At 63.5% G+C, this 13,702-nt stretch carries 8 protein-coding genes; 4 read left to right on the top strand and 4 right to left on the bottom strand.

Annotated elements, in window-relative coordinates:
- Positions 1–115 precede the first annotated feature (115 nt).
- Both GKIL_RS22965 and ligA read right to left on the bottom strand, forming a co-directional pair.
- Positions 116–1,438 (bottom strand): hypothetical protein, encoded by a 1,323-nt coding sequence (locus GKIL_RS22965; protein ID WP_023175140.1) that lies wholly within the window; start codon positions 1,436–1,438, stop codon positions 116–118.
- Between the two features lie 75 nt (positions 1,439–1,513).
- A complete protein-coding gene (gene ligA, locus GKIL_RS17505; RefSeq protein ID WP_023175139.1) occupies positions 1,514–3,520 on the bottom strand; it encodes an NAD-dependent DNA ligase LigA in 2,007 nt (668 codons plus the stop codon).
- A 400-nt stretch (positions 3,521–3,920) separates the two neighbouring features.
- On the opposite strand from ligA, the gene GKIL_RS17500 reads away from it, so the two are divergent.
- Genes GKIL_RS17500 through GKIL_RS22960 form a run of 3 tightly spaced genes read left to right on the top strand, consistent with a single transcriptional unit; the run spans position 3,921 to position 10,997 of the window.
- Entirely contained in the window at positions 3,921–5,333 is a 1,413-nt protein-coding gene (locus tag GKIL_RS17500) for a hypothetical protein (protein ID WP_023175138.1), read from the top strand.
- Between the two features lie 34 nt (positions 5,334–5,367).
- Positions 5,368–10,260 carry an alpha-2-macroglobulin family protein gene (locus GKIL_RS17495; RefSeq protein WP_023175137.1) on the top strand — a complete coding sequence of 1,631 codons (4,893 nt, stop codon included), beginning with the start codon at positions 5,368–5,370 and terminating at the stop codon, positions 10,258–10,260.
- Entirely contained in the window at positions 10,245–10,997 is a 753-nt protein-coding gene (locus GKIL_RS22960) for a VanW family protein (protein WP_023175136.1), read from the top strand. The genes GKIL_RS17495 and GKIL_RS22960 overlap by 16 nt, the downstream gene beginning before the upstream one ends.
- Before the next feature lie 16 nt (positions 10,998–11,013).
- On the opposite strand, the gene GKIL_RS17485 is transcribed toward GKIL_RS22960, so the two are convergent.
- Positions 11,014–11,244, bottom strand: coding sequence for a hypothetical protein (locus GKIL_RS17485; RefSeq protein WP_023175135.1), 231 nt, complete (start codon positions 11,242–11,244; stop codon positions 11,014–11,016).
- Positions 11,245–11,559: 315 nt separating this feature from the next.
- Here GKIL_RS17485 and GKIL_RS17480 point away from each other — a divergent pair, with 315 nt between their 5' ends.
- Positions 11,560–12,381, top strand: coding sequence for an ion channel (locus GKIL_RS17480; protein ID WP_041244032.1), 822 nt, complete (start codon positions 11,560–11,562; stop codon positions 12,379–12,381).
- Here the strand turns inward: GKIL_RS17480 and GKIL_RS17475 are convergent.
- Positions 12,347–13,606, bottom strand: a complete 1,260-nt coding sequence (locus tag GKIL_RS17475; protein ID WP_023175133.1) for an acetate/propionate family kinase — start codon at positions 13,604–13,606, stop codon at positions 12,347–12,349. The genes GKIL_RS17480 and GKIL_RS17475 overlap by 35 nt on opposite strands.
- Positions 13,607–13,702 lie beyond the last annotated feature (96 nt).

The raw sequence follows: 13,702 nt of genomic DNA, 5'->3' as shown, positions 1-13,702 counted from the left end.
GTGGAGGGGTGGGGGACGGTTTTAGAAGTACTCAAAACTCCACCCCAAAACCTGCTGCTTATTTAGCTTCGTCTGCTTAGCTCAGCACTGATAGCTGAAGCCAGGCTGTTGCCTTTCAAGAGCGCGCCAACTCACCGTTAAAACCGGCATTTTTAAGCTGGCTGAGGGCGTACTGGGCCTGCTGGATCGTGCCATAGGCACCGAACTGGACATAGTTCTCTCCGGCGATCACCCGATAGAAGGCATCGCGCTGCAGCCGCTGCAGCTTTGCTAAATTCTGGCGGCCAGGATCGGCGACGACGACGTAGATGTAATGACTGTAAGGATTGGGGCGATCCCCTGCCACAAACGGGAGGGAAGTGGAGCTGCGCCCCTGCGCGACTGGAGCTGCGGAACCTTGGGAGATGGTGGATTCGGCAGGAGCTGTTTTTGGCGGGATGGGAGCCGCTGGGGCCAGGACAGGATCGGTTTCCAGCATCGGCTCGCTTGCTACCGAAGTTTCGACTGGAGGCGATTGGGGATGATTGGTGGCCTGCCACCAGACTTGATAAAGCAGTGCGCCCAGGCCGGCAAAGCCAAGGGCAACCAGGACAAGGCCCAGCAGGGGCTGCAGTCTCTGGCGGGGAACCGGTGCTGCCTCTGGTGCTACGGGGGATTTATAAAGTTGTTCCTCGGGCAGAACTGCAGGTTTTGTCTCAGCCAGCTCCTGGCGGTAGGCGGTTTGCAGGGTCTGCCAGCGCTCGAAGCGGCGGGTTTCTTGAATGCGGCTGAGCCCGAGTTGGGGCAAGGCCGCAAGCGGTGCAGCAGCCTCTTCGGCGCTGCCAAAAAAAAGCACCAGGGCGGTCGCTGGAATACCAGTTATCAACTGCTTCTGGGCGTCGCGGCACAGTTCGCGGATCGCCTCGGCACTCAAGTCGAGCCCGCGCTCGTAATAGAAGCGCGTTAGTTGCTCCTCGCTATAGCTTTCGGCCTCCAGAAGCACCAGGGCAATCCGCGCCATCGGGATCATCGCATCGAGCGACTGCATCACATACCAGGCCAGAGGAGCAGGCAGACAGCTGCCTGTCAGATCACTGTCACTGCCTCGATGGATGATTGTCTGAGCGATCAGCCGCCCCAGCCAGGCCGCTGCCGGTAGCCGCTCGCTGCGCTTCTGGCGGATCAGGACGTCGAAGGCCGCAAACCAGCAGCGCTGTGCCAGGGCTGCCGGGTTCGACTCGTTTTGCAGCAACTCGCCCACCAGCTTCTGATAGCGGCAGTAAAAGGCGACCAGATAGCTCGCCTCCGCCGGTTGCCGGTGGATACCCTCGATGAGCTGCTCGTCGCTCAGCCCCTCAAGGGCAGAGATGGCCGGAGCGCGGGCCGGATCGAGGAGCGGGACCGCTCCAGCGGTTGCGGCGGGAGCGAGGTCGAGTTTTCCGTTGGCTCCTTTATTCATCTGCAGGTTCCCAGTCTGCGCCCATGGTAAGGCCAGGGCGGTACTGTACCAAAATTTCCGATGCTACAAGGTTTCTCACAGCAACTTTTTGGCCTGGATAAGTGCTTGCAATTCTTCCTCCGTCAAGATCGGCACCTTCAGTTGTTCGGCTCTGGCGAGTTTGGAACCGGCATTGTCGCCTGCGACCAGATAGCTGGTGCGGCTGCTTACAGAAGACGTGACTTTGCCGCCGTTGTTCTCGATCAAGGCGGTGCATTGTTCGCGCGAGAGCGTCGGTAGCGTGCCTGTGATCACGAAGGTAAGTCCGGCCAGGGCGGTGCCGCGCTCGTTCTCGCCATTTCCGGCCAACTGCAAGCCGTGGCTTTTGAGCTGTTCGATCAACTGGCGATTGGCCTCGACGGCAAACCAGCTCGTGATCGCCTGGGCCTGCTCCAGACCAAAGCCGTAGAGCGCGTCGATATCCTCGACTCTGGCCGCAGCCAGGGCATCGGCACTCAGGAAAGCGCGGGCCAACTCCACCGAGATGCTCGCTCCGACATGGCGAATACCGAGGCCAAAGAGGACCCGGCTCCAGGGGCGGCTGCGGGAGCCCTCCAGCTGCTCGACAATCTTGGTGGCGGAGCGGGTGCCCATGCGCTCGAACTGGCTCAGTTCTTCGACGCTGAGGGTGTACAGGTCCGCGATCGAGCCCACCCTGCCCTTGCTCACCAGCTGGGAGATGAGCTTTTCGCCGATACCGTCGATCTCAAGGGCGTTGCACCAGTGAGCGAGGCGGCCCCGGATCGTGGCCGGGCACTGCTCGTTCGGGCAGCGGGTGACGGCTTCTCCGGCGAGGCGAACCACCGCCGTACCGCACTCCGGACAGTGGGTGGGGAAGACGTAGGGCACCGCCGTCGCCGGTCGCAGTTCACCGATCACCCGGACCACCTCGGGGATGATCTCGCCTGCCTTGCGAATGACGACCGTGTCGCCCGCCCGCACGTCGAGCGCCTGGATGCGGTCCTGGTTGTGGAGGGTGGCCCGGCTCACGGTTGTGCCGGCTACCAGCACCGGCTGCAACTCCGCCACCGGTGTGAGCGCTCCGGTGCGGCCCACCTGGACATTGATCGCCTCGACGACGGTGCTTTTTTCTTCGGCGGGGTACTTGAAGGCAATCGCCCAGCGCGGAAATTTGCTCGTAAAACCCACTTCGCGCTGGGCGGCGAAGGAATTGACCTTGACCACCACGCCGTCGGTGTCGTAGGGCAGGGCGAGGCGTTCTTTTTCCCAGTGGCTGCAGAAGGCAAAGACTTCTTCGAGGTTGCGGCACAGCGCCCGATTCGGGTTGACCTGAAAGCCGTAGGACTCCAGTTCGCTGAGCGCTTCCCACTGGCTCTGGGCATGGCCATTGTGCAGGGTATAGGCAAAAAAGCCGAGGCGGCGTCCGGCGACGATGCGCGAATCGAGCTGGCGCAGCGTTCCGGCGCAGGCGTTGCGCGGGTTGGCAAAGAGCTTTTCACCCGCCGCCTGGCGCTCCTTGTTGATGCGCATAAATTCGTCGCGGGGCAAAAACGCCTCGCCGCGCACCTCCAGTTGTTCGGGAACGTTCTCGCCCGCAAGCCGCAGCGGGATGGCGCGGATCGTGCGCAGATTCTGGGTAATCTCCTCGCCCTCGATGCCGTCGCCGCGCGTCGCTCCCCGCTCGAGCGCACCGCCTGTATAGCTGAGGGCGGTGGCGGAGCCGTCGATCTTCAGCTCGCAGACAAACTCCAGATCGTGCCCGATGTCGCGCAACAATCGCTCGCCCCACTTTTTGAGATCGTCGTAGCCGAAGGCGTTCTCAAGCGAAAACATCGGCACGCGATGGGTGACGGTAACAAAGCCTGAAGCCGGGCGGTCGCCCACCCGCTGCGTGGGCGAGTCGGGGCTTATCAGTTCCGGATAGCGCGCTTCGAGGTCTTTTAGTTCCTGGTAGTGCTGGTCGTAAATGGCATCTTCTACCAGCGGATCGTCCAGAACGTAGTAGGCGTGGCCCCAGCGGTGCAACAGCGCGTGCAGCGCCTGGACGCGCTCTTGAACCGCAGCCGGAACAGTTGTGGACATCGGTTTACCTCGCGATCCGCCTCCACCGATTTTACGAAAATTGTGAGGTGGTCGCCTGTCCAGATTCAAGAATGGCCTTCACCCCCTATCGAATTGCATCTGGTGAAACTGCAGGAGCAGATCGGCCTGCAGCGGACGCTCTACCGGCGATTGGAAGCGTCGGCGGAACGTTTGCGCCGCTCGCAGCCGGTCTCCTCCGAAAAATGGCTACAAACTATCGAGGTAATCGCCGTGTTGGAAAAATATTACACACCGGCTCACAGGCCGCTGCCATCCGGAGACCAGAAGGTTAACTGCTGTGCGGCGGTGCCTAGAGTGGGTCGCACTGGTGCGTGTGGGATAGCATAGCGGACGCCCAGGCTGGTAGCTGTCCCACGCCTCGAAGGGAGGAGTGTATCTTATGGGTGCGATCGAATGGGCGCTGGCAGCTATTTCCCTGGCCGCCGGTTCCTTCGCTGCCCTCGCTGTGGCCCGTCGGCAGGCGCTCGCGGTCGTGCTCATCGCCGGCTGCGCCTTCCTCACTACCCTGCCTGCCACCCCCAGCCCGCCTTTTACCGCCGGCGGTCAACTTGGCCTTGGAATCTGCCTGAGCACCGGTGCCTGGCTGGTAGCCTTCTGGCTTGGGACGAACGAGCGGCTGGGCTGGCTGGTTCCTCTTCTTCCTGCTGCCGTTCCGGCTCTGGCACTGTTGCTCGTACCCCAGGGACCGCTGCCGATTCTTTTTGGGGTGCTCGTCGCCGCTGCCCTCTTCTGGTGCTGCCTGGGCCGTAGCTGGCCTTTGATGCCGCCTCTGGTGATGGCACAATTTGCTTTCGCAGCCGCCCTTGGACTGGTCTTCGAGGGCGCTGCTCCAAAAGGGGCAGGCAGTGCGTGGCACCTCGGGCCACTCTGGTTTGCCCTGGCGGGCTATCTGGCGGCCCTGGTACCCCTGTTGGGCCGGAAGGGACTGGAGCGCAGCGGCTGGCTCGGCGTACACCTGGCGGTCTGGTTCTGTTTCGGGTTGGCGGTTGCAGTCAGTTGGGCTGTGAGCCACCAGATTCTCTGGCAGCCGGTGCTCGCGGTGCTCGTCGCCACGACGCTGGTGGGCTTTATTGCAGCGGACGCGCCCCGCTCAAGCCTCGCGCTCTTTGCCTGGATTGGTGCCTTCGCTCTGGTCTTCAGCGCCGATTACGGCTACGGCACGGCCATCGCCGCTCTGGTGTTGAGCTATTACACCGTCGCTGTCGCCGTCTACGAATCCGTTCAGCCCGGCGCGCTCATCGCCCGCCTCGAAGCTTTTGCAGGCGGTACGGCGCTGCTGACACTGGTGGCACTCTTTCGGCTCTTCGTCGAGACCTATCCGCTGCGCACGCCGCGCGCCGATCTTTATACCCACTACACCTTCATTGGCCTGCTGGCAGCGATTGCCCTTCTGGTCAACCTGGCCCGCACAAGCAAACTGGCGCTGGTACCGACGCTGCTGGCCGGGTTCTGGGCGGCGGCAGCACCCGTGGCGCTTGCAGCGATCTGGGGAGTGCGTTCGGCGGCGGGATGGCTGGGAGGGGCGCTCGCCGCCCTGCTGGTTCTCTACGCCATCGGGGGCGACGAGTTGGGTCTGGCCAGAAAACCCTGGCAGAACGCGCTGCCGCTGGTCTTTGCCGGCGTCGCCGCTATCTTGCCGCTCGTCACCCTGGTCGATCCGCTCTCGGACGCGCCCCGCGCCCAGCGCCTCTGGGTGCTGGTTGTCATCGGTACTGTGGCCGTGCTCAGCCTGGGGGTCGAGTGGCTTTTCTCCCGCCCGCAGGCTTCCGCGCCTGAGATTCCTGTCAAATAAATCCCCCTTACCCCCACTGCGAGGCATTCGAGGTATGATCCAGGCCAATCTGCCGCAGCAACCCACCCGGCCCGGCTGGCGCGAAGCTCTCGTCGCGCTGGTGTTGTTGGGCTGGCTCGGGTTCGCCCTCGCCGTGCTGATCGAGGGGGAGACGCCCCACGGTCGGCTTTCGGTGAAGGTGGTCGCCACCGAGACGGGAGCAGCGCTGCCCAATGCCCGCATCTACTTTTATCAGGGAGATCGTACCTGGACTTATACCACCGGCAAGGACGGCAGCTTCGAGCTGGCCTCGATGCCTGCGGGTACCTACCGGGCCACCGCCGACAGCCGCGCCCACCGGCTGGAGAAAAAAACGTTTTTACTGGCGGAGGGCGAACAAAAGTCCCTCACCCTCGCCCTGCCGCCGACGCCGCCTTTTTTAGAACTGATCCACCCGCAACCGGTGTTTTTGCCCAGCGAACCGGTCAAAATCGGCCTGCGCGGCTTCGTCCAGAGCGATGCTCTGCGCATGGACGTGCTTCGCTTGCAATTGGATGAGGCGGCGAGCGTGCCGACGAGCGACCTGTTTGGCCTGCTCGACAGCATCCGGCTGGGCTGGTGGCGCGGCCAAAATGAACTCACAGGCCAGCTTTCGGCTTTTAAGCGTGTGCTGCTGCCCGTCCAGAGCAAAATGGTCCCCGTTGCCGGGCGGGATGTGGAGGGCGTCTTTTTGCAGTACATTCCCTTCGACATCCACACCCCCGGCACCTACCTGGTGCGGCTGCGGGCAGCGGCGGTCGAGCAGGTGGCGCTGGTGGTGATCACCGAAACCGGCCTGGTGCTCAAAAGTACCGGTAGCCGCGAATGGCTCGCCTGGACCAGTCACCTCAAAAATGGCTCCGTGCAGCCGAATCTCCTCATCGAAGCCTGGGGCGACCGGCGGCTCGGGGGACGGACCTACTCTGAGCGGCTCGCCACAGCCCGTACGGGGGCAGATGGTCTTGCCCGCCTGCGCCTTGGCAGGTCACTGGAAGGGGTGGAGCGGGTCTGGGTGGTCGCTCAGTCGGCGGCTACGCGCCAGCCCCTGGCCTGGGTGGGCCAGTACGTAGGCAGCGCTGAGACGACAGGTCTGACGGGCTACCTCTACTCCGAGCGGCCCATCTACCGGCCCGGCAACAAAGTTTTTCTCAAAGGCGTGCTGCGCCTGCACGGGCCAGAGGGCTACCGGCGGCTGGCAGCGGGTGAAGCGATCACTGTTCTCGTGCGCGACCCGGACAACAACCTGCTGGTGCGCCGCCAGACGCGGCTGAGCACGTTTGACACCTTCAAGAGCGACCTCACCCTCGATGCAGAAGCGAAGACCGGCACCTACACCGTCACCGCCCAGACATCGGCAGGCGACATCGAGGGCAGCTTCGAGGTGGCTGCCTACCGCAAGCCGACCTTTCAAATAAGCCTCACCCCCGAGCAGAAGTTCTTTACTCCGAGCGAGCAGGTGCGGCTGCAGTTGCAGGCGCGCTACTACTTCGGGATGCCGGTGGGTGAATCGACGGTGCGCTACCGGGTCTACCGTTTGCCCCTCTACGAGTCGGGCGAGGCACTGGACGAGGGAGCTGAAGCGGAGGGCAGCTCCGGCGAGTACGGCGAATACGTGATGGACGGCACCACCCGCACCGATGGGAGTGGTCACGCGCTCATCGCCTTTCAGGCCCAGGATCTGCCCGCCAAAAGCGATCCCTGGTCGCTCGCCGCCGCGAACAACTACCGCTACGCTGTCTCGGTCACCCTCCAGGCCGCCGGGAACGAGTACGCCGAGGGCGAGGCCAACTTTCTCGTCGTCCAGGGCAACTATCGGGTGGACCTTGAGACCGAACCTGCCTTCGCCCAGCCCAACCAGCCGGTGCGGGTGCGGGTGAACCTGCGCGACCGGACGACGGGCCAACCGGCTGGAGCATCCTATACCTGGCGCACCGGTACGAGCGACTGGCGGGGCGACCGGCTCACTATCGACTGGCAGGGGGCAAGCGGTCAGGGAACCACCGGCGCTGACGGGAAAGGCGGTTGGCAATTTACGCCTTCCAAGGCCGGGGACTGGGTAGTGGAACTGCAGACCCGCGACGGCCAGGGCAATACGATCGTCGAGCGCCAGAGCATCTGGATTTCGGCACTGGCTGGAAGTGGACCGCAGGCTCCGAACGCACCGCCTTTGCAGGTATTGACCGATAAGCGCGCCTACCAGGTGGGCGAGACGGCCCGCGTCGCCCTGCGCAGCCGGGCCCAGGAGGCGACGGTCCTGCTTACCGTCGAGGGCGATGCGATTCAGCAGGTACAACTGGTGCGGCTTAAAAATGGCGCAGGCAGTGCCCTGGTACCGGTCCGTCCAGGTTACGTGCCCACCGCCTACATCGCGGCGGCCCTGGTGAGCAACAAGAGCCTGGTGCAACAGAGCGTCCCTCTGCGCATCGGCACCGAGGCGCGGCAGCTCAAGATCGACATTCAGGCGGACCAGCAGCGCTACGAGCCACGGGGCGAGGTGCAACTTCGGGTGCGCTCGCGGACAGCGGACGGCAAACCCATCCAGAGCGAGCTATCGCTTGCGGTGGTGGACGAGTCGCTTTATGCAATTCGCCCCGACAACCCGACGGCCCTCTTCGATACCTTCTACGCCCGCCGCCCCAATCAGGTCGATACCAGCTATTCCTTTCCCTGGATCGCCCTGCAGGGCGACAAAGGAAGCGGTGAGACGGTGCGCCGCAACTTCCCGGACACCGCCTTCTGGCTACCGCAACTGGTCACAGACCGCAACGGTGTGGCCACTGTGCGCTTTCGGCTGCCGGACAACCTGACCGAGTGGCGGGTGACGGCAATGGGCACGACGGGCGACCTCGATGTCGGCTCGGCGGTGACGCGCTTTACCAGTGCTAAAAGTTTCGCCGTGCGCCTGTCGGTCCCTGCTGTACTCACCGAGGGCGATGAGGTGACGGTGAGCGCTGTGGTGAGCAACAACGGCGAAGCCGCCCGCACCGGCAGCGTCCAATTTCTGGGCGACAGCAGGGCGCTCCAGATCCCCGCCGGTCAGTCCCAGACGGTCGAATGGAACTGGCAGGCGAAGCGCAGCGGTCGCATTCCTCTCAGCGTCGCAGCAAAGAGCGCCGACGGCAGGCAGGACGGCGAGGAGCGGACAGTAACCGTCCTCCCGCATGTGCAGCGGACGACGCTCACCAAAAATGTCACCCTTGCAAGCGGCGAGACAGTCTACGGCTTTCAGGTGCCTGCGGGCTTTCGGCCCGACGCAAGCCGCCTCGTGGTCCGCCTTGCGCCGTCGATCTTCTCGCAACTTTTGGGCACGCTCGATTATCTGGTCGCTTACCCTTACGGCTGCACCGAGCAGACGATGAGCCGATTTTTGCCGGGTTTACTGGTCCAGCAGGTGCTCGCCCAGAAGAATATTCATGTTCCCGAGCTGGAAAAGCGCACCCCAGGCGTGGTCCGCTCGGGCCTGACGCGCCTCTACCGCTTCCAGCACAGCGAGGGCGGCTGGGGCTGGTGGGAGAACGACAGCGACGATCTCTTTATGAGCGCCTACGTCATGCACGGCCTCACAGCCGCCCGGCAGGCGGGCGTCGCCGTCAACGAAGAGGTCTTTAACCTCGGGCGCGAGTCGCTGGACGCTCAGGTACGCACTGTCTGGAAAGAAGGCTTCGCCAAGAAAAAAGAGCGCTTCGCCCGCGACACCTACGCTTTTGCTCTGTTTGCCCTGGCTGAATCGGGCGGTAAGTTGCCGAACCGGGTAGCGGACCTCGCGGGCTTCGCCCCCCAACTGACCCCCTACGGTCAGGCGGTGCTGGTCCTGGCCCTCGATCGCTGGGGTGAATCCGCCGCCGCTGGCGGGATCCTGGAGCAAACGCTGACTCTCGCCCAACGCGACGCAGCGGGCCTCTACTGGCTGCCGCTGGTGGCGAATCAGCCGCCCAAAAAAGACGACTGGTACGGCCACAACTGGCTCAACGAAGCGGAGACGACCGCCTGGGTCTTGAACGCGGTGCTGCACCACGGCGAGACGCCTGTTCTGGGCGAGGGCGACCTGCAATCGATTGTCAACTGGCTCATCGCCCACCGCCGGGGTGGCTGGGGCTGGGAATCGACGAAAGATTCAGCCGCCGCCCTCGAAGCGCTGGTGGCTTACGCCGGGCGCTACGAGCGGCCCCTGGACGTCCCCGCCACCCTCCACGTCCTGCTGGGTGGCAAGCAGGCCGCCGAGGTCCGCTTTGACAGCCTTTCGACCTGGTTTCCGGAGGTACCGATCTCGTTGCCGGTCGGGCAGCTAAAAGTCGGGGACAATCAGCTCCGGATCGCGGTCGAGGGCGTGGACCAGGGGTCGTTTCTCTACGCGAGCGTGCGCTTCGAGCAGGCGGTGCAACTGGCGGAGGATGCCCTGCCCCAGGCGGCAGGTCCGCTCAAGCTCGAACGCACCTACGCCCTTCTGCGCAGCGGTACCGACAGGGACGGCAACCCCGCCTTCGAGGAGACGCCGCTGGCGGATGGAGCCAGCGTCACCACCGGCAGCCTGATCCGCGTCCACGTCCGGGTGAGCGGCTGGGATGCGCGTAGCGAAAGCGACATCAGCCACCTCATCGTCGAAGACCCGCTGCCCGGCGGTTTTCGGACCACCGAGGGCAACCTGCCCAGCGCCGAGGACGAGGACAATAGCGACCAGAGCAGTTCCGACTACACCACCGAGGTGCGCGACGACCGGACAATCGGCTACTACCGCCAGATCTACGGCAAGACCCTCGAATTTGACTACCTGCTGCGCGCCGAGGTACCGGGCGAATACCACGTCCTGCCCGCCCGCCTCTGGAGCATGTACGCCGACTGGCAGCTCACCGGGCGCGAGATGCGCGTCAAAGTCACTCCCGAGGGCAAAGCCTGGTGGTGGCCGTGGTAGTCAGCCGCAGGCGCGCCCTGGCCCTTCTGGCTGCGCCGGTGGCGGTGGCTGCCGGTGGCACAGCAGTAGCTTCCTGGTGGTCTGCTGCACCGGCAAAAAAGGTGCGGGCCGAATTTTCGACTTCCCTCGCCGGTCGCTCCCCAGCCCAGCGCCACAATGCCCGCTGGGCAGCCCGCCGCCTCGATGGAGCAGTGATCGCTCAAAACGGCTCGTTTTCTTATAACCATCGCCTCGGCCCCTGGACCCGCAACGAGGGCGTGCTGCGCGCCCCGGTAAGCTACGGCGGTATCCTCGTGCCTTCCTGGGGAGGCGGCGTCTGCCAGGTCTCGACCACCCTCTACTGCGCGGCGCTACTCGCTGGTCTGGAGGTGATCGAGCGCCATCCCCACGAGGTCGCCCCCTCCTACATCCCAGCCGGGATGGATGCGGCGGTCGCCTTTAACCTGGCGGACCTGCGCCTGCACAATCCCTTCAACTATCCAGTCACGATCGAATGCCGGATTGAGGCGGACCGGCTCCTCTGCCGCCTGGTGGCCGAGAGCGACAGTTCGCCAACAGTCCACTACCAGCTGGTTCGCGAACTGGTGAGCAGCCAACTGCCGCCGCGCCTCGAAAGGGGCCATCCCCAACCGGGCCGGGCCGGGGTGCGGGTACGGCTCTGGCGCGTCCGCCCAGATAGTGCCGAGCGCTTTTTATGCAACGAGACGGAGTACGCCGCTTTGCCGCGCTCGGGCTGATTGGGGCCAATTGTCTTTATCTACTCGATTGTATATCGCTGGTTCCACCCTCCCACGGAGCCGCCTGGTGGTACAGGCGCTCCAGCAGAGGGCTGCCTTCCCAACTGCCGACGACCAGAATGTTGTGGTCGGGCACCAGGGGAAAAAGATGGCGGATATACTCCGCTGCTCCAGCCGGAGTCTGGCCCTCGGGAATGGCCATGGAGAGTGTAATGGTGACGCGGGCGAGACGCGAGGAATCAGGCATGGCTCTGCTCTTTCTGGGTGTCGCAACAATTGATCGTTAGCCGGAGTGCCGTCAGGGGATATTTCAGATCTTCATGGCCTTATTCCAAAAATCGTATACCAGACGACAGACTTTGGAATAGCGTTGTATATGTTACATTTTTTGTCCGGTCCTGGGTTTGTTTTCCAGACACGCTGTCGGTTGCTATGGAGGCGGGTAGGCTGGAGAGCCTTCTATACTGAAGCCGGACTGGATATTCAATGAGGAGCTGCTTTGGAGCAGTACGTTTGTGCAGATTGTCCGCTGCATCGATTCGACGGTTCAGGCAGTTGCTACTTGCGCCTCAACAGGGATGGCAAGGCCAACGACCAGCTGCGGAGGTGCTTCGAGAGCCTCGGGCGTCAGGAAGTCTGGCTGCTCGAAGATCTGTACCTGCGCGCGGCGGACCTGCGGGGCATCACGTTCCAGCGCCAGCGCCTGAGCCGCAGCGATCTGCGCGAGGCCAATCTGCAACGCGCTTTTTTTCACCAGTCGAGTCTGGAGGGAGCCCTGCTCGATCGCGCCGACTGCGAGGACGCAGTGTTTGCGGAGGTCGATCTGCGCCAAGTGCGCAGTATGCGCGGGGTACGCCTGTACCAGGCGATCATGAAGACTGTTCTGCCACCGCCGCCGGAAGTCCTGGGTGAGCAGCTCTGCTACGAGGCGAGCAGCGAGTGGACCAAAGCCGAGTACGTTTACCGCCAGCTCAAAGAAATTTACAAGCTCGAGGGCGAGCACGACCACTCCGGTCACTTTTACGAGCGGGAGATGGAGATGCGCCGCCGCCGGGTCAAAGGAGCGGAGTACTGGAAGCTCACCACCCTCTGGCTCACCTGCGGCTATGGCGAGCGACCGGAGCGGACGGTGGTGTTTGCTATCCTGCTCATCGGTTTCTTTGCCCTGATCTACAGCGGCCTGACTCTGGTGGATAACAGCGCTCCGGTGCGCTTCGATCTGGCCCGCGCCTTCTATTTCAGTACGATCACCTTCACGACCACCGGTTACGGCGACATTCACCCGGTGGGGACCGCCCGCTTTTTTGCGGCGATCGAGGCCCTTCTGGGCAGTTTCACGGTGGCCTTATTTATCTTTGTCTTTTGTCGGCGGCTGACGCGCTGAGGAGTCGATAGCACTCGCGGGCGATGGCCCAGTCTTCCTGGGTCGGGATGACGAGAATGCGCACGGCTGAATCGGGCGTAGCAATATCGCGCTCGCTGCCGCCGGGAGCCTGGTTTTTTGCCCCGTCCAGTTGCAGACCCAAAAAGGCGAGCCGCTCGCAGGTGTGGGCGCGGACCTCGGCGCTGTTCTCGCCCACTCCGGCGGTGAACACCAGCGCGTCGAGGCCGTCCAGGCTCGTGCGCAGCGCCGCGATGGCGCTCACGAGCCGGTGGATGTAGATGTCGAAGGCGAGCCCGGCGCGGGCGTTGCCTGTATTTAGAGCAGCAGTGATCTGGCGCATGTCACTGGTGAGGCCGGATATGCCCTTCAAGCCCGACGCTTTGTTGAGGGTGTCGTCGAGGTAATCGGCAATTTTTTCGGGAGGCTGGCCCTGTTGGGTCATCTGGCGAAGGAGATAAATAAGAATGCTCGGATCGACGGAGCCGGAGCGGCTGCCCATCATCAGCCCTTCTAGAGGCGTGAAGCCCATCGTCGTATCGACGCTCTTGCCACGGGCAATCGCTGCCGCCGAGCAGCCGTTGCCCAGATGGCAGACGATGAGGCGCAAGCTCGAAAGTTCGCGCTCCAGAAAGCGCGCAGCCCGCTCGGTGCAGTAGGCGTAGCTGATGCCGTGAAAGCCGTAGCGGCGGATGTCCGCGTCGAGCCATTCGTAGGGGCCGGGATAGACGGCGGCACGATCGGGCAGATCCCGGTGAAAGGCTGTATCGAAGAGGGCCACCTGAGGCACTGGGCCCAACAACTGCTCGACTGCCCGAATGCCTTCGAGGGCGGCGGGATTGTGGACCGGTGCAAAGGCCGCCATCGCCTCGATCGTGCGCTTGACCTGCCCATCGATTACCGTCGCCTCGCGGTAGTGCGGGCCACCGTGGACTACCCTGTGACCCACCGCTGCAATTGCCTCCGGTGAATCGATGATCCGGTGCTCTCCCTGCCAGAGTTGGGCGAGGAGGTGCTCGAGCGCTTCGAGGTGAGAGCCGACTTGCAGTGGAGTACTCGTAGACTCGCCGTCGCCGCCTTTGACGCTCAGTTGGGCACCGTCCGGATTCGTCCAGTCGATGGCTGCCCGCCAGAGGGGAGCAGAAGCCGCTTCAGGCAGCGGCTCCGTCAGATCGAACAGAGCGCACTTCTGGCTGCTGGAGCCGGCATTGAGAACCAGAATCTGCATGGAAGTGAAGCACCTGATTGATCGTTATTTTCGGCACTGGCCCGCACCTGTTGGGTCTTCCTGCAGACATGTCGTTGCCGTTTGCTTTATAATGGC

This window comes from Gloeobacter kilaueensis JS1 (genome assembly GCF_000484535.1).
GTDB classification, from domain to species: Bacteria; Cyanobacteriota; Cyanobacteriia; order Gloeobacterales; family Gloeobacteraceae; genus Gloeobacter; species Gloeobacter kilaueensis.
The sequence above is the reverse complement of the archived record's forward strand: the minus strand, read 5'-3'. Positions and strand labels throughout refer to the sequence as shown.

Coding starts and splice junctions, on each gene's coding strand:
- GKIL_RS22965 (WP_023175140.1), bottom strand. CDS start 1,438: ATGAATAAAGGAGCCAACGGAAAACTCGACCTCGCTCCCGCCGCAACC.
- ligA (WP_023175139.1), bottom strand. CDS start 3,520: ATGTCCACAACTGTTCCGGCTGCGGTTCAAGAGCGCGTCCAGGCGCTG.
- GKIL_RS17500 (WP_023175138.1), top strand. CDS start 3,921: ATGGGTGCGATCGAATGGGCGCTGGCAGCTATTTCCCTGGCCGCCGGT.
- GKIL_RS17495 (WP_023175137.1), top strand. CDS start 5,368: ATGATCCAGGCCAATCTGCCGCAGCAACCCACCCGGCCCGGCTGGCGC.
- GKIL_RS17485 (WP_023175135.1), bottom strand. CDS start 11,244: ATGCCTGATTCCTCGCGTCTCGCCCGCGTCACCATTACACTCTCCATG.
- GKIL_RS17475 (WP_023175133.1), bottom strand. CDS start 13,606: ATGCAGATTCTGGTTCTCAATGCCGGCTCCAGCAGCCAGAAGTGCGCT.